Origin of the sequence: Micromonospora sp. NPDC051141 (assembly GCF_044455765.1) — a bacterium.
Classification (GTDB): Bacteria; Actinomycetota; Actinomycetes; order Mycobacteriales; family Micromonosporaceae; genus Micromonospora.
Genome location: NZ_JBITFD010000005.1, coordinates 345,108 through 361,074, shown reverse-complemented (window position 1 = coordinate 361,074; position 15,967 = coordinate 345,108). Strand labels below are relative to the sequence as shown.

Genomic DNA, 15,967 nt, shown 5'->3' with positions numbered 1-15,967 from the left:
CATGGCGGCCGGTCACCCGATGCGCTCGATGACCAGGGGCGTCGTGGTCGGGGCCGCCGGCGCCACCCGGAACGCCCCGCGCGCCTGCGCCAGCGCGGCCGGGATCCGCTCGGCGTGCTCGGCGCGCAGCTCGAACAGCGGGTCACCGGCGCGTACCGGATCACCGGGACGCTTGTGCAGCAGCACCCCGGCCGGGACGCTGACCGGGTCCTCCTTGCGGGCCCGGCCGGCGCCGAGCCGCCAGGCGGCCACCCCGATCGCGTACGCGTCGACCTCCGCCACCCAGCCGTCCTCGTCCGCGGTGACCAGCTCGATCTCGTTGGCGGTCGGCATCGGCGCGTCCGGGTCGCCGCCCTGCGCCCGGATCATGGCCCGCCACGCGTCCATGGCCCGCCCGTCGCGCAGCGCGGCGGCCGGGTCGGCGTCCGGCAGGCCGGCCGCGTCGAGCATCTCCCGGGCCAGCGCCAGCGTCAGCTCCACCACGTCGGCCGGGCCACCGCCGGCCAGCACCTCCACCGACTCGGTCACCTCGACCGCGTTGCCGACGGCCAGGCCGAGCGGGGTGGACATGTCGGTGAGCAGGGCGACCGTGCGCACCCCGTGGACGCCGCCCAGCTCGACCATGGTGCGGGCCAGCTCGCGGGCGTCGTCGACGTTCTTCATGAAGGCGCCGGAGCCGACCTTGACGTCGAGCACCAGCGCGCCCGTGCCCTCGGCGATCTTCTTGCTCATGATCGAGCTGGCGATCAGCGGGATCGCCTCGACCGTGCCGGTGACGTCGCGCAGCGCGTACAGCTTGCGGTCGGCCGGGGCGAGCCCGTCCCCGGCCGCGCAGATGACCGCGCCCACGTCGCGGAGCTGGGCGATGAACTCGTCGTTGCCGAGCGCCGCCCGCCAGCCCGGGATCGACTCCAGCTTGTCGAGCGTGCCGCCGGTGTGGCCGAGGCCCCGGCCGGAGAGCTGCGGCACCGCCGCGCCGCACGCCGCGACCAGCGGGGTCAACGGCAGCGTGATCTTGTCACCGACGCCACCGGTGGAGTGCTTGTCCACGGTGGGCCGGGCCACCGGCGACAGGTCCAGCCGCTCGCCGCTGGCGATCATGGCGGCGGTCCACCGGGCGATCTCCGCGCCGGTCATGCCGCGCAACAGGATCGCCATCGCCAGCGCCGACATCTGCTCGTCGGCCACCAACCCCTTGGTGTACGCGTCCACCACCCAGTCGATCTGCCCGTCGCTGAGCACGCCCCCGTCCCGCTTCGCCCGGATGACGTCAACAGCCGTAAATGCACTCACCACAAGATCCAATCAGTAAATCGCGCGTGGCCGCACCGACCCGCGAACGGCGACCGGGTCGGGCCTGGGCCGACCGTGCCCGGCGCAGGGATCAAGCCTGACCGCCCGGAGCCGGGCACGGTCGACCCAGGCCCCCCACCTCAACCACCCCACCGAACCGGGATCTCCGACGGCGGCTCACCCTCACCGGCCCAGAAGATCGCGCCCAACGCGTCCACCACGACCACGCGCGGCGTCCGTGCCGCCCCCCACTCGATCGCCCTGGCCGGGTCGTCCCAGGTCGGGCCCTCCTCCAGCACGCCTGTCTCGGCGCCCTCGGTGTCCCCGGCGGACCGCTCCCAGTACGCCGTCCAGACGTGCTGCCCGGCCGAGAGGTCCGGGTGCACGAACACCGTGCCGCGCCCCCGCCAGGCGGCCAGCCGATCCGGCACCACCGGCACCGGGTGCTCGCCGGTCACCGCCTCGATGTCGGCCACGTCGAACGCGTGCGGCAGCAGCTCGGCCATCCGCAGCGGGCCGCCCTTCGCCTCGATCAGGCACTCCGGCCCACCCTGCTCCCAGAGGAGCTGCCGACACCGGCCGCACGGCATCAGCGGCTCGCCGGTCGCGTCGACGCAGGACAGCGCCACGATCCGGCCGCCGCCGGTGGCGTGCAGCGAGGAGACCACGCCGCACTCGGCGCAGAGCACCACGCCGTACGCGGCGTTCTCCACGTTGCAGCCGACCACCACCCGGCCGTCGTCGACCAGGGCGGCGGCCCCGACCGGGAACTTCGAGTACGGCACGTAGGCGTGCCGCATCACCTCGGTGGCGGCGGCCCGCAGCCGCTCCCAGTCGATGTCCATCACGACTCCCATTCTGCCCAATTCACGCCGATCGGTCGCGAGCGCGGCCGGAGACGACGGTGCCCGGCGGGTCACCCGCCGGGCACGGTGCGTCGGACCGGTCAGCCCTTGACGTACGGCTTGCCGTCGGCGGCCGGCGCGCGCACCCTGCCGACCAGCCCGGCCACCGCCAGGATCGTCGCCAGGTACGGCAGCATCGCGAGGAACTGGCTCGGGATGCTGCTGCCGATCGCGCCCAGGTAGGTGGCGAGCTGGTCGGCGAAGCCGAAGAAGAGCGCCGCGAGCAGGGCCCCGGTCGGGCTCCACCGGCCGAAGATCAGCGCGGCCAGGGCGATGAAGCCCTTACCGCCGATCATGTTCTTGGTGAACGAGTAGAGCGCCAGCGTGTACGACGCCCCACCCACGCCGGCCACCAGACCGGCCATGATCACGTTGCGGTAGCGCAGCCGCAGCACCTTCACGCCGAGCGTGTCGGCGGCGGTCGGGTGCTCACCCACCGACCGGGTCCGCAGCCCCCACCGGGTCCGGAACAGCGCCAGGTGGATGACCAGCACCAGCAGCAGGCCCAGGTAGAGGAAGATGTTGCCGCGGAACAGCGCCGGACCGATCAGCGGGATGTCCTTCAGCAGCGGGATCTCCCAGTTGCTGAAGCGTGGCGCGCTGTTGTACTTCGCCGCGTCGGTCGCCATCAACCGCTCGTAGAGGAAGCCGGTGATGCCGACCGCGAGCAGGTTGAGCACGATGCCCATGACCACCTGGTCGACCAGGTAGCGGATGGCGAACACGGCCAGCAGCAGCGAGATGAACGCGCCACCGATCGCGGCGGCCACCAGGCCCACCCAGACACTGCCGGAGATGCTGCCGAACAGCGCGCCGGAGAACGCGCCCATCAGCAACTGCCCCTCGATCGCCACGTTCACCACGCCGGAGCGCTCGCAGAGCACCCCGGCCAGCGCACCGAAGATCAGCGGCAGCGCCAGGACGAACGTGCCCCGCAGCACGTTGACGAGCGGCATGAAGTTGCGCCCCTCGGGGGCGGCGGAGACCTGCCAGCAGAGGAAACTCAGCACGAAGGCGACCAGCCCGGCGCCGAGCAGCAGCGTGAACCAACGCTTGGGCACGCCGGCCAGCAGCGCGGCGCCGGCCGCGGCGGCGATCACGCCGAACAGGATCGCGCCGACCGTGCCGTTGATCTCCAGGGCGGCGCCGCCCTCGGTCTCGCTGAGCGTGAAACGGGCCTGCTGGTCGGTGGCGAGCGCCCCGAACAGCACCGCAGCGACCACGCCCAGCGCCAGCAGGACGGCGCCGGCCTTGCGGGCCCGCGTCCAGAAACCCTCGTCGACCGCGGTGACCGCGACGTCGGGGACAGCGGTGGTGGACATGCTCACCAGCCCTTCGCGAGGCTCGTCTGCAGCCGGGCGGCACGGGCCGCCCGGAGCTGGAAGATCGCCTTCACCAGGGCGGGCGCGGCGATGAAGATGACGATGAGCGCCTGGAGCACGGTGACCAACTCCAGCGAGATCCCGGAGTACGACTGCATCCGGTTGCCGCCGGCCTGGAGCGCGCCGAACAGCAGCGCGGCCAGCAGCACGCCCCACGGCTTCACCCGACCCAGCAGCGCGACCAGGATGCCGTCGAAGCCGATCTGCGCGATCACCAGCGGGGTCAGCGCGTTGGCGGTGGAGCCGAGCACCATGTTCGAGCCGCCGAGGCCGGCCAGCAGACCCGCGATCACCATCACCAGCACGTACGTCTTGGTGACGCTGATGCCGGCGGTCCGGGCGGCGTCCGGGTTCGCGCCCACCGCGCGCAGCTCGAAGCCGAGCGTGGAGCGGTTGAGCAACCAGGCGATGAACCAGGTGGCCAGCACCGCGAGCAGGATGCCGGCGTGCACCCGCAGGTCGTCGCCGAGCAGCCGGGGCAGTTGCGCGGAGGAGTCGACCGGCTTGCTGATCGCGTCCGACCGGGTCGGGTTCTGCACCCCGCTCTGGACGATGATCCAGGACAGGAAGTAGACCGCCACGTAGTTGAGCATGATCGTGTTGATCACCTCGTGGGCGCCGGTACGCGCCTTGAGGATGCCCGGGATGAAGCCCCAGAGCGCACCGCCGAGCGCACCGGCGATCAACGCGACAAGCAGGTGCACGCCGGGCGGCAGCGGCAGCGCGAAGCCGGCCACGGCGGCCAGGATGACGCCGATGGTCGCCTGGCCCTGGGCGCCGATGTTGAACAGGCCGCCCCGGAAGGCCAGCGCGACCGACAGGCCGGTGAAGACCAGCGGCGCGGTGTAGGTGAGCGTCTCCGAGATCGGGCCCATGGCGGCGGTGAAGCCGACCGCGTCCGGGTCGAAGACCGCGCCCTTGAACAGGTTCGCGTACGCCTCGCTGACCACGGTCCAGCTCGCGTTCAGCGCGTCGGCCGGGCGGGCGGTGATGTAGCCGTAGGTGGCCAGCACGTCCGGGTCGGAGACGATGATCAGCACGGCGCCGACCAGCATGGCCAGCACCACCGCGAGCACGGTCACGGTGACCGTGTTGGCCGCCCAGAGGTTCTCCAGGAACAGCCGGCCCAGGCTGGGCCGGGGACCTTCGGCCGGCGGCTGCTTGAGCGCGGTGGTGGTGACCGCCCGCTCGGTGTCGCCGGCCGGCGCGGTCGGCGTCGCGCGGGCCTCGCTGCGCGCTTCCTGCGCCTCGGTCGCCGGCTCCTTGTCCGGGGAGCCCGACGCCGGGTTCGGGTTCGTCATGCCTCGTCCTCGTTGCCAGGGCCCTCGGGGGCCGGGGCGGCGGCGCTGCCCTCGTCCGCGGCGGCGCTGCCCTCGTTCGCGGTCGGGGCCGCGGTGTCCGGGGTGATGCCGGCCATCAGCAGACCGATCTCCTCGCGGGGCGTGTCCGGGCCGACGACGCCGATGACCCGGCCGCGGTACATCACCGCGATCCGGTCGGCGAGGCCGATCACCTCGTCCAGCTCGCTGGAGACCACCATGACCGCGGTGCCGACGTCGCGCTCGCGGATGACCTGGCTGTGGATGAACTCGATCGAGCCGACGTCCACGCCGCGGGTGGGCTGGGCGGCGATGAGGAGCTTCAGCGGCCGGGACAGCTCCCGGGCCACGATCACCTTCTGCTGGTTGCCGCCGGAGAGCGTGCCGACCGCCGCGTCGGCCGACGAGGTGCGGACGTCGAACTGTGCGATCCGCTCCTTCGCCGACTTCGCGATCGCGTCCGGCTTCAGCGAGAGGCCCCTGCCGAACGGCGGCCGGTCGTAGATGTCCAGCACCAGGTTCTCCGCCACGGAGAACTCCTTGACCAGGCCGTCGACGCTGCGGTCCTCGGGCACGTAGCCGACACCGGCGCGGAGCACCTTCTTCGTCGACCAGCCGTGGGTCGACTCGCCGGCCAGGCTGATCGTGCCGGCGAGCGTCGGGCGCAGGCCCATGATCGCCTCGATCAGCTCGGTCTGGCCGTTGCCCTGCACACCCGCGACGCCGAGCACCTCACCGGCGTGCACGGTCAGGTCGACGCCGTCGACCGCGCGTACCTGCCGGTCGTCGTCGACGACCAGGCCGGCGACCTCCAGGACCGGCCGGCCCGGCCGGGCCGGCTCCTTGTCCACGGTCAGCCGGACGTTGCGGCCGACCATCAACGCGGCCAACTCGTCCCGGCTGGCGGTCGGCTCGGCGGTACCGACCGTCCGGCCACGCCGGATCACGGTGATCCGGTCCGCGATCGCCTTCACCTCGCCCAGCTTGTGGGTGATGAACACGATCGACTTGCCGGCGGCCTTGAGCGACCGCATGACGGTCAGCAGTTCGTCGGTCTCCTGCGGGGTGAGCACGGCCGTCGGCTCGTCGAGGATCAGCAGGTCGACGTCGCGGGTGAGGGCCTTGACGATCTCCACCCGCTGCTGGATGCCGACCGGCAGATCCTCGATCACCGCGTCCGGATCGACCCGGAGGTTGTACCGCTCGGAGACCTCGGCCACCTCGCGGCGGGCCCGCCGACGGTCGAGGAACCCGGCGAAGGGCACCTTGACCTGCTCGGCGCCGAGCATCACGTTCTCGGCCACGGTGAAGACGGGCACCAGCATGAAGTGCTGGTGCACCATGCCGATCCCGGCGGCGATCGCGTCCGACGGGCCCTTCAGCTTCAGCGGCCGGCCGTCGACCAGGATCTCGCCCTCATCCGGCTGGTAGAGCCCGTAGAGCACGTTCATCAGGGTCGACTTGCCGGCGCCGTTCTCGCCGAGCAGGGCGTGGATCTCTCCAGGCTCCACCGTGAGGTCGATGTGGTCGTTGGCGACCAGATCACCGAACCGCTTGGTGATGCCGCGCAGTTCGAGTCTCAGCGCAACCTCCTGGAGTGCGAGCGATGGTGCAGCGTAGCGACTTGCCGCGCCGCCACCGCGCCGGGTGGGGGGATGGGGGATGAAGGTGACCGGCCGCCCCGGGGCGCGGGGTTCGGACCCCGTACGCCCGGGACGGCCGGATCGTGCTACCTGGTGCCCGCCGGCCCCGCTGCCGATGATCTCACCGCGGCGGCCGGCGGAGCGGTCACTTGGTCGGCTGGGCCTTCGAGGTGACCGTGACGGTGCCGGCGGCGATGTCCGCCTTGATCTTCTCGACCTCGGCCTTCAGGTCCGCCGGGACCTTGCTGTCGAAGTCGTGGTACGGCGCGATCGAGACACCGGTGTTGGCCAGCGTGCCGACGAAGCCCGGCTGCGCCTGGAGCTTCTCGCCACCGGCGGCCTTCACCACGGCCTCCTTGACGGCCTCCGGGATGTTCTTGACGACCGTGGTCACGATCGCCGAGCAGTCCGGGGTGCTCTCGCAGCCGTCGACGTCCACCCAGACGACCGAGTACTTGCCGCCCGAGGCCTTGGCCGCGGCGGTGGTGCCGAGGCCGGCGCCGCCGGCGACCGGCATGATGATGTCGGCGCCCTGGGCGACCAGCGCGTCGGAGACCTTCTTGCCCTCGTCCTGCTTGACGAAGTCGTTGGTGAAGGAACCCTTCTGGGTGGCCTTGTCCCAGCCCAGCACCTGGACGTTCTTGCTCTTGGCCTTGTTGTAGTACGCCACGCCGTCGGCGAAGCCGTCCATGAAGATGGTGACCGGCGGGATCGGCAGGCCGCCGTAGGTGCCCACCTTGCCGCTCTTGCTCATCCCGGCGGCCAGGTAGCCGGCCTGGAACGCGGCCTGCGCGGTGTCGAACTGCATCGGGTAGATGTTGCCCACACCCGGGTTGGCGTCGACGATCGCGAACTGCTGGTTCGGGTTCGCGGTGGCCGCCTTCTTGGTGGCGTCCGACATCAGGCCACCGACGGCCAGGATGAAGTCGCACTTCTGGTTGACGAACCCGGTGAGGTTGACCTCGTAGTCCGCCTCGGCCTTCGACTGGACGTTCTTGATCTCGATGTTGTCGTTCTCCTTCTTCGCCTCCTGAAGGCCCTTCCAGGCGGAGGTGTTGAAGGACTTGTCATCGATGCCGCCGACGTCGGTCACCATGCAGGCGCTGTACTTCTTGCCGCCGTTGCCGCCGGCGCTGTCGTTCTTGTCGTCCGGAGCCTCACCACAAGCGGCGGCGCCCAGCACGAGGCCACCCGCCACGAAGGCGGAGGCGATCCGCATCCCACGCACAGAGCGCAAGACGTCTCCTTCCCATTGCGCCCGCGTCGTGCGCGGTACGCATGCCCTTGCGCCGGCCTGCGGTGTGCGGCCGGCGTCCCACGTTACGGACGGGAGCGTACGCCCGCGCCCACCCACCGGCCGACAATCGTGCACGACTGTTGAGCGTCCGTTACCCCGGTGTAACCCTTGGGTGGGGCAGATCACTTCTGGGGCCGGTAGGGGTGCACGGGCGTGTCCCGAACGTCCGTTTTCGGGGCCGCTCCCGATCCCGGCGGACTACCGCCAGAACACCGCGACCGCCGCGTTGAGCAGCGTCAACCCGATGATCGCGAGGAAGTGCCCCCGGTTCACGGACTCCCGCTTACGGGAGAAGAAGACCATGACGAAGATGAGCAGCGCGAGCACCAACTTGGTAACAAGCTTCGCCGGGGCCGGCTCGTCGCCGTCCCGCAGCGGCGCGGAGAGCCCGAGACCGGTCAGGATCTGGATCACCGCCCCCCACAGCATGGCCGCGTTGATCCGCAGCCGGCCGCTGACGTACTGGGCGATCCCGCCGCCGAGCAGCAGCGCGAAGCCGATCAGATGGACGTAGAGAAGGATCAGTCGAAGAGCTTCCACGCCGGCCATCCTCCCCCATCAACGACACTGCGTAGTAGTCACCCCGCCGAGCTGCCGTCATACCGTGACCTGGGCCCGCTCGGGTGGCGCTGGCACCTCCCCGGCGACCCCGGCCCGCCGACCGGCCAGCACCAGCACCAGCCCGACCAGCGCGTACCCGGTCAGCACGGCCAGCGGCCGGCCGGCGCCCGCACCGTCGAAGAACGCCGCCGAGCGCAGCAGCGTGCCGCCCGCGCCGACCGGCAGGAACTGCCCGACCGTTCCCCACGGCTGCGGCAGCAGCTCGGGCGCGGCGGCGACCGCGGAGAGCGGGTTGCCGAGCAGGAAGACGAGCAGCGCCCCGAGCCCGATGCCGGCGCGGCCGAGCAGCGCGCCGAGCCCCGCCACCGTGGCGGCGGCGGCGAGCGAGAACAGCCCGATCGCGCCGGCCTCCCGCCACGGGTCGCCGTCGAGCAGGCCGAGCCAGCCGTGCAGCACCGTGGCACCGGCCGGGCCGGCGAGCGCCGCGTACCCGAGCAGGCCGGCCAGCCGCCCGCGGCGACCGGTGACCAGCAGCGTGAGCAGCGCGCCGACCAGCATGCCGGTGAGCGCCAGCGGCAGGAAACCGGCGGCGAAGCCGGCCCCACGCGGGTCGTCCGGGTCGGTCGGCACGACCACTGTCACCGGCACCGGGCGGCCGGCCGAGAGCTGGCCGGCGGCCTCGGTGAGCAGGGCCGCCACGGTCGGGCTGGCGGCCGGCGCGGTGTGCAGGGCGACGCCGTCCGGGCCGGCCACGAACGCGGCGTAGACCTCCCGGTCGCGTAGCGCCCGGTCGGCCGCCGCCGCGTCCGGCAGCGCGGTCACCGTGAAGCCGCCGGGGCGGGCGGCGGCCAGCCGGGCGGTCAGCTCGGCGACGGCGGGCGGCGGCCCGGCCACGGCCACCGGCAGGTCGCGCGGCGCGAGGTGCGCGGCAGGGGCCGCGAACAGCGGTACGAGCAGCACCTGCACCACCACCGCCACGCCGACCAGCAGCGCGGTGAGGGCCCAGGGCGAGCGGGAGCGGAGCATCGTCGCCTCCTTAAAACGAATGTTCGTTCTCTTGGAGAGGAGCGTGCGCCGCGGTCGACGTGTTCGTCAAGAACGAACGTTCGCTTTAGAATGTGTGTCGTGCCACGCGTCTCCGAACAGCACCTCGCCGCCCGCCGCCAGCAGATCCTCGACGCGGCCCGGCGCTGCTTCCTGCGGGACGGGTTCCACCAGACCTCGATGCAGGACGTGATCAGGGAGGCCGGGCTCTCGGTCGGCGCGGTCTACCGCTACTTCCCCAGCAAGAACGACCTGATCACGGCCATCGCCCAGGCGGTCGTCGGCACCGCCGACGAGAACTTCGCCGACCTGTCCACCGCCGACCCGCCGTTGCCGCTGACCGGGGTGCTGGAGCGTGCCCTGGCCTTCGTCGACGGCCAGCTCGGTCCGGACGGCGTACTTCCCCTGGCGTTGCAGGTGTGGAGCGAGGCACAGCGGGACCCGGTGCTGGCCGAGTTCGTCGCCGCCACGTACACCCGGTTGCGCGGCCACTTCGTGACCGCCGCCCGGCGGGCGCGCGACGCCGGTGAGCTGCCCCCCGAGGCCGACCCCGACGCGGTCGGCGCGGCCCTGTTCGGCCTGGTGCCGGGCTACTTCACCCAGCGCATCCTCACCGGCTCCCCCGACCGCGCCACCTACCTGACCGGCGCCCGCGCCCTGCTCTCCCGCCCCTGACCCGCCCTCGCGATCTTGCAGTTGCGGCCCACGCCGTGGGGCTTTCGTCCCCTCTGTCGGGGCGCCAACTGCAAGATCGCGGGAGGAGGGGTCAGGGGAGACGCCAGAGCTGGAACGTGGGGCCGTCTGCGGGGAGGGTGGCCGTGCCGGCGGGCAGCGCCGGGGCGCCGCCGTAGATGTTGTCGGCGGCGGGCAGGCCGGTCAGGCGCACCGGGGACCCGGGCGCGCGGCGGGCCAGGGCCAGCACGCTCCCGGTCGGCGTCTCCCGGAGGAAGACCAGCGTGTCCGCGTCGGCGTGCACCCACCGCAGGCCGCCGTGCCGCAGCGCCGGCTCGGCTCGGCGCAGCGCCAGCAGCGACCGGTACGCGTCGAACGTGCGCCGGTCCCAGCTCTCCGGCCGGCGCCACGGCATCGGGGTACGCGAGCCCTCCCCGTTCGTGCCGGTCAGGCCCAGCTCGTCACCGGCGAAGACCACCGGGGTCCCCGGCATGGTGGCGAGCAGCCCGGCCGCGACCTCCTGCCGGGCCGCGTCGCCCACCACGGTGCGGATCCGGGCCGAGTCGTGCGAGCCGAGGAGCTGCCACGAGTGCGTGTACGACCGCCACGAGACCAACGACCGGTAGGCGTTCATGGTGGCCAGCACCGCGTCCGCGTCCCGCCGCCGGACCCCGCCGGGCGTGCCGAGGAAGTTCGGCACCGGGCCGTCCCCGGCGCGCAGCCAGGACCACACCGGGTCGGTGAACCCGACGTAGTTCATCGTGCCGTGCCAGCCGTCGCGGTCCAGGTCGCCGGTGTGGTCGTGGCCGTGCTCGGCGAGCAGCAACGCGTCCGGCCGGGTCTCGGCGACCACCTCGCGCAGCAGTCGCGCCACCTCGTGGGTGTACGCGTCGGCGCCCCGCCGGCCGGTCATGTTCGCCACGTCCACCCGCCAGCCGTCCAGCCCGTACGGCGGACGCAGCCAGCGGCGCAGCAGCGAGTCCTCGGCGGTGGCGAACCGGCGGCGCAGCTCGGCGCTGCCCCAGTTGAGCTTCGGCAGCGACTTCACCCCGTTCCACGACTCGTAGTCCTGTCCCGGCAGGTCGAAGTAGTACAGGTCCCGCTCCAACGCGTCGACGTCGGAGACCGCGGCGGTGAACCAGCGGTGCGCGTCACCGGTGTGGTTGCTGGTGATGTCGCCGAGCAGCCGCCAGCCCCGGGCGCGTACCGCGTCGGCGAGCCGGACCAGCGCCGCGTCGCCGCCGAGCAGCGGGTCGACGGTGTCGAAGCTGGACGCGTCGTACCGGTGGTTGGAGCGGGCCGGGAAGATCGGGGTGAGGTAGACCGTGTTGACGCCGAGCCGGTCCAGGTGGTCCAGGCGCTCGGTGATGCCGTCCAGGTCGCCGCCGTAGAACTGGCGGGGCGTCTCCGGGCCGCGCCCGATCACCGGCGTGTCCCAGTCGCACGGGATGGCCCAGTCCGGCGCGGTGCGCCCGTCCGCCGCGGCCGAGCGGGCGAACCGGTCCGGGAAGATCTGGTAGATCACCGCGTCCCGGGCCCAGGCCGGCGGCGGCGCGTAGCTGACCAGCTTGAAGTCGCCGTGGTCCGGCACGTCGTGGTCGGCGGTGCCGGCCGCGTTGAGCCAGCGGGCGCCGGCCGTGCCGTCGAGCAGGAAACGGTAGTTGCTGACCGGGTTGCGGACCTCGACGTCGGCCCGCCACCACACGTCGCCGTTCGTGGTGCGGTCGACGACCGCCTCGGCGAAGTGCGGCTCGCCGTCGCCGGTGGTGCGCACGTGCACCTGGTCGACGCCGGCGCCGGCCGGCACCCGGACGAAGACGGGGACGGTCTGCCCGAGCGCGGGCTCCTGCTCCGGGACGTAGGTGGCGGAGCCGTCGTGGTGCGGTGGAAGGGACATGCCGCGGCCTTTCGCGTCGTACCGACAGGGAGTGGGCGGGCACCCGCCGCGGTCGGTCACCCGACCGCGGCGGTCCGCCCTCCAAACCGCTCCGGTGTACGCCGACACGACGCCCTTGCCGCAGCGTGAGCCGAGGAGGCTCAGCCTTTGACCGCTCCGGAGGTGAGGCCGGAGACGATGTAGCGCTGGAGCAATTGGAACACCAGCACGGTCGGGATCGCGGTGAGCAGCGTGCCGGCCGCGAACATCCCGAAGTTGTTGTTGCGTTCGCCCGCGACCAGGCCGAACATGCCGACCGCGAGCGTCTTCGACTCGGTGTTGGTGAGGAACACGTTGGCGATGATGAACTCGTTGATCGACCCGATGAACGCGAGCAGGCCGGTCACCGCCAGGATCGGCGCCACCAGCGGCAGCATGATCCGGAAGAAGACCTGCACGTGCGACGCGCCGTCCATGGTCGCCGACTCGTCCAGTTCCTTCGGCAGCGTGTCGAAGAAGCCCTTCATCAGCCAGGTGTTCGCGCCCAGCGCGCCACCCATGTAGAGCAGGAACAGGCCCCACGGGGTGTTGAAGCCGATCGACGGGTACAGGTCGGTGATCGTGGTGAAGATCAGGAAGATCGCCACGATCGCCAGGAACTGCGGGAACATCTGGATCAGCAGCAGCGTGAGCAGGCCGATCCGACGCCCGGCGAACCGCATCCGGGAGAACGCGTACGCGGCCAGCGCCGACAGGAAGATCGACGCGAAGCTGGCCACGCCCGCCAGCAGCAGCGAGTTGAGGAACCAGTGGCCGAACGCGGTCCGGTCGAACAGGTTGGTGAAGTTCTCCAGCGACGCCCCGGTCGGCAGCAGCTCGGTCGAGGAGAGCGTGCCGAGCGGGTTGAGCGCCGCGGAGATCACGAACATGATCGGGAAGAGGCTGAACAGCACCGCCAGCACCCCGACCAGATGCCGCCAGCCCACCTGGGCGAACCACCGGCCGCGCGACCGGCCGGCCGGGTTGCGGCGGGCCGTCGGCGTTTCCGCGATGCTGGTCACGAGTACACCTCCTCCTGCTTGCGGGTGCGCCGGAAGCTGATCGCCGAGACGGTCGCCACGATCGCGAAGATGAAGATCGAGACGGTGGCGGCCAGGCCGTACTCGGCGCCCTGGGCGCCGAACGCCAGCCGGTACGTGTAGGTGATCAGCAGGTCGGTGGCGCCGTTGCGCGGGTTGTCCGGCGCGAACGGCCCGCCCTCGGTGGTGAACAGGATCGCGTTGACGTTGTTGAAGTTGTACGCGAACGACGCGATCAGCAGCGGCGAGAGCGCCACCAGCAGCAGCGGCAGGGTGACCGCCCGGAACGACTGCCACGGGCTGGCCCCGTCGACCGAGGTGGCCTCCGTCAGCTCCCGCGGGATGGCCTGGAGCGCGCCGGTGGCCACCAGGAACATGTACGGGTAGCCGAGCCAGAGCTGCACCAGCAGCACCGCGACCCGGGCCGACCAGGCGCCGCCGAACCAGTCGACGTCCAGCCCGAACAGATTGTTGAGCAGGCCGAAGTCGGTGTTGAACATGTCCCGCCAGACCAGCAGCATCGCGAACGACGGCATGGCGTACGGGAGGATCAGCAGCATCCGGTAGAAGTTGGTGCCCCGCATCCGGGGCGAGTGCAGCGCGAGCGCGATGGCCATGCCGAGCAGGAAGGTGAACCCGGTGGACCCGATCGCGAACGCGAAGTTCCAGGCCAGCGTGCCGAAGAACGGCCCGGAGATGTTCGGGTCGGTGAGCACCGCGCCGACGTTCTTCAGCCCGACGTTCACCTTCCAGCCCTGGCTGAGCCGCTCGCCGTCGGCGGCCACGAACGAGCCGACCTTCTCGTCGGCGGTCCAGGTCTTGCCGCTCTCACTGTCCCTGATGCAGTCGCAGCCGGCGTCGTACGCCCGGGCTGCCTTGCCCTCGTAGGCCCGGGTGAGGCCGTTGGAGCGGATGGCGCCGTCGTCGGTCGGCACGACCAGCGCGGTGACCGCGTCGCTGCGGCTGCTGGCCTGCCCGATGTTCAGCACGGTGTAGCCGTCCGCGGCGGTGATCTTGCCGCTGAGGCTGCTGACGGTGACGGCGCCGGCGTCGAGCTGGCGCAGCCCGCCCGCGTCCCCCGCGAAGACCTCCTTGGTCTTCGGGTCGCTGAGCAGGAAGACCAGCGGGCCGCTCGCCGGGTCGCCAGTGGTGGCGATGGTGAGCGCGTACTCGGTCGAGCCGGGCACCTGCTTCACCGAGGAGGTCTGGATGGCGACGACCGCGTCGTCCTTGCTGCCGCGGTGGCCGTCGCCGAAGTTCGAGAACGCGGTACTCGCGGTGAGGAGCACCGGCAGCACCTGGAACGCGATCAGGAAGAGCGTGCCGGGGACCAGGTACTTGGCCGGGATGTGCCGGCGACCCAGGTAGAGGTAGAACAGGGCGGCGGTGGTGGCCACCAGGACGCCGAGCCCGATCCAGTGCCCGGCCTCGATGAGCGGGAACGCCGCCCAGAGCGCGATCCCGGCCACCAGGCCGAGCAGGACCACCTTGACGACGAGGCCGGTCGCGGTGATCGGCGCGTGGTGCCGCGCGGTACGCGGGAGCCCGGGGCGAGCGGGCTCCCGGCCCGGGGTCCGCGTGGCGGACCCCGGGCCGGACAGCGGCGCGCTCATTACTTGATCTGACCCTGGATGGTCTTGCCAGCGGCCGTGATCGTCTTGGCCGGGTCGGCGCCACCGATGACGGCGGCCTCGGCCTTGCCGAACGGGTCCCAGATCGCGGCCATGGCCGGGATCGCCGGGAGCACCTGGCCGTTCTTGCCGGCCTCGGAGAACTTCGCCAGGTCCGGGTCCTCGCCCTTGACCTGGTCGAAGGCGGCGGTCAGCGCCGGCGGGCGCGGCTCGGCCTTGTACAGCGCGACGGCCAGCTCGGGCTTGGTCACGTAGTTGGTGACGAACTCCTGGGCCAGGGCCTTGTTCTTGCCCTTGGCGGCGACGTAGAACGCCTGGACGCCCACGAACGGCTGGGCCTCCTTGCCACCGGCGAAGCCGGGGACCGGGGAGATGTCGTACTTGATGCCGGCCTTCTTGGCGTCGGCCACGGCCCACGGGCCGGAGACCAGGAAGGCGCACTTCTTGCCGGTGAAGGTGGAGATCGAGTTCTCCGGGGTGATGGACCGCTTCAGCGCGCCCTCGCCCTTCTCACCGAGCTTCGCGATCTTCTGGAACGCGGCGATCGACTCCGGCTTGCCCACGCCCAGGTCCTTCGGGTCGTAGTCGCCGTTGGCGGCGGTGCCGAACAGGTAGCCGCCGGCCGAGGAGTACAGCGGGTAGATGTGGTACGCGTCGCCGTTCTGGCCGGACTGGAGGCAGAGGATCTCGCTGGCCTTCTTCTCCGCCTTGAGCTTCTTGCCGGCGGCGACCAGGTCCTCGATCGTCTTCGGCGCCTCGGGGGCCAGCTCGGTGTTGCGGAGCAGCGCCAGGTTCTCGGTGGCGTAGGGCACGCCGTAGAGCTGACCGTTGAAGGTGACCGCCTTGACCGCGGTCTCGTTGAAGCCCGCCTTCTGCTCGGCCGTGAGCTGGACCGGGTCGATGGCGCCGTTCTGGACCAGGTTGCCGATCCAGTCGTGCGCGCCGACCACGGCGTCCGGGCCGCTGCCCTGCTGGGAGGCGGTGACGAAGTTGGTCTGCAGGTCCTTGGAGACGGCCTGCACCTCGACGGTCACACCGTTCTCCTTGCCGAACTCCTCGGCGAACGGCTTGAGGGCGGCGGTGCGCTTGTCGTCGGCCCAGATGACCAGCTTGCCGCCGGTCGCCTTGCTAGCGGACTGCTCGGCGGCCGGCTTGTCGCTGCCGCTGTCACCACAGCCGGACGCGGCGAGCGCCAGACCGAGGACGGCGACCACACCCGCGGTACGGATGCGCATCGGTACTCCTGTCGTCATGGCGGCACGCCG

General features: G+C 71.7%; 13 protein-coding genes. 1 reads left to right on the top strand and 12 read right to left on the bottom strand.

Annotated elements, in window-relative coordinates; genetic code table 11:
- Positions 1 to 12: 12 nt before the first annotated feature.
- The 8 genes from ACIA6B_RS12875 to ACIA6B_RS12840 all read right to left on the bottom strand — a co-directional run bounded on the left by ACIA6B_RS12875 (position 13) and on the right by ACIA6B_RS12840 (position 9,426).
- Entirely contained in the window at positions 13 to 1,293 is a 1,281-nt protein-coding gene (locus ACIA6B_RS12875) for a thymidine phosphorylase (protein ID WP_396772932.1), read from the bottom strand.
- Between the two features lie 140 nt (positions 1,294 to 1,433).
- Positions 1,434 to 2,138 carry a cytidine deaminase gene (locus ACIA6B_RS12870; RefSeq protein WP_396772930.1) on the bottom strand — a complete coding sequence of 235 codons (705 nt, stop codon included), beginning with the start codon at positions 2,136 to 2,138 and terminating at the stop codon, positions 1,434 to 1,436.
- Between the two features lie 101 nt (positions 2,139 to 2,239).
- A complete protein-coding gene (locus tag ACIA6B_RS12865; RefSeq protein ID WP_281942966.1) occupies positions 2,240 to 3,520 on the bottom strand; it encodes an ABC transporter permease in 1,281 nt (426 codons plus the stop codon).
- 2 nt (positions 3,521 to 3,522) lie between these two features.
- Entirely contained in the window at positions 3,523 to 4,881 is a 1,359-nt protein-coding gene (locus ACIA6B_RS12860; RefSeq protein ID WP_396772928.1) for an ABC transporter permease, read from the bottom strand.
- Positions 4,878 to 6,422: an ABC transporter ATP-binding protein gene (locus ACIA6B_RS12855; protein WP_396773154.1), complete on the bottom strand. Its 1,545-nt coding sequence runs from the start codon at positions 6,420 to 6,422 to the stop codon at positions 4,878 to 4,880. Before ACIA6B_RS12855 ends, ACIA6B_RS12860 begins: the two co-directional genes overlap by 4 nt.
- A gap of 265 nt (positions 6,423 to 6,687) precedes the next feature.
- Complete coding sequence (locus ACIA6B_RS12850; RefSeq protein WP_396773152.1) at positions 6,688 to 7,761, bottom strand: BMP family protein; 1,074 nt, start codon at positions 7,759 to 7,761, stop codon at positions 6,688 to 6,690.
- A gap of 276 nt (positions 7,762 to 8,037) precedes the next feature.
- Entirely contained in the window at positions 8,038 to 8,379 is a 342-nt protein-coding gene (locus ACIA6B_RS12845) for a hypothetical protein (RefSeq protein ID WP_091061503.1), read from the bottom strand.
- A 57-nt stretch (positions 8,380 to 8,436) separates the two neighbouring features.
- Positions 8,437 to 9,426, bottom strand: a complete 990-nt coding sequence (locus tag ACIA6B_RS12840; protein WP_396772926.1) for a hypothetical protein — start codon at positions 9,424 to 9,426, stop codon at positions 8,437 to 8,439.
- 99 nt (positions 9,427 to 9,525) lie between these two features.
- Here ACIA6B_RS12840 and ACIA6B_RS12835 point away from each other — a divergent pair, with 99 nt between their 5' ends.
- A complete protein-coding gene (locus tag ACIA6B_RS12835; RefSeq protein WP_396772924.1) occupies positions 9,526 to 10,119 on the top strand; it encodes a TetR/AcrR family transcriptional regulator in 594 nt (197 codons plus the stop codon).
- 91 nt (positions 10,120 to 10,210) lie between these two features.
- Here ACIA6B_RS12835 and ACIA6B_RS12830 read toward each other — a convergent pair whose 3' ends face one another.
- The 4 genes from ACIA6B_RS12830 to ACIA6B_RS12815 all read right to left on the bottom strand — a co-directional run bounded on the left by ACIA6B_RS12830 (position 10,211) and on the right by ACIA6B_RS12815 (position 15,937).
- Positions 10,211 to 12,013: a glycoside hydrolase family 13 protein gene (locus ACIA6B_RS12830; protein WP_396772922.1), complete on the bottom strand. Its 1,803-nt coding sequence runs from the start codon at positions 12,011 to 12,013 to the stop codon at positions 10,211 to 10,213.
- A 140-nt stretch (positions 12,014 to 12,153) separates the two neighbouring features.
- The gene (locus ACIA6B_RS12825; RefSeq protein WP_396772920.1) at positions 12,154 to 13,053 is read right to left on the bottom strand and encodes a sugar ABC transporter permease; all 900 of its coding nucleotides are present in this window, start codon (positions 13,051 to 13,053) and stop codon (positions 12,154 to 12,156) included.
- Entirely contained in the window at positions 13,050 to 14,684 is a 1,635-nt protein-coding gene (locus tag ACIA6B_RS12820; protein ID WP_396772918.1) for an ABC transporter permease subunit, read from the bottom strand. Before ACIA6B_RS12820 ends, ACIA6B_RS12825 begins: the two co-directional genes overlap by 4 nt.
- On the bottom strand, positions 14,684 to 15,937 hold the full coding sequence (locus ACIA6B_RS12815; protein WP_396772916.1) for an extracellular solute-binding protein: 1,254 nt from the start codon (positions 15,935 to 15,937) through the stop codon (positions 14,684 to 14,686). The genes ACIA6B_RS12820 and ACIA6B_RS12815 overlap by 1 nt, the downstream gene beginning before the upstream one ends.
- Positions 15,938 to 15,967 lie beyond the last annotated feature (30 nt).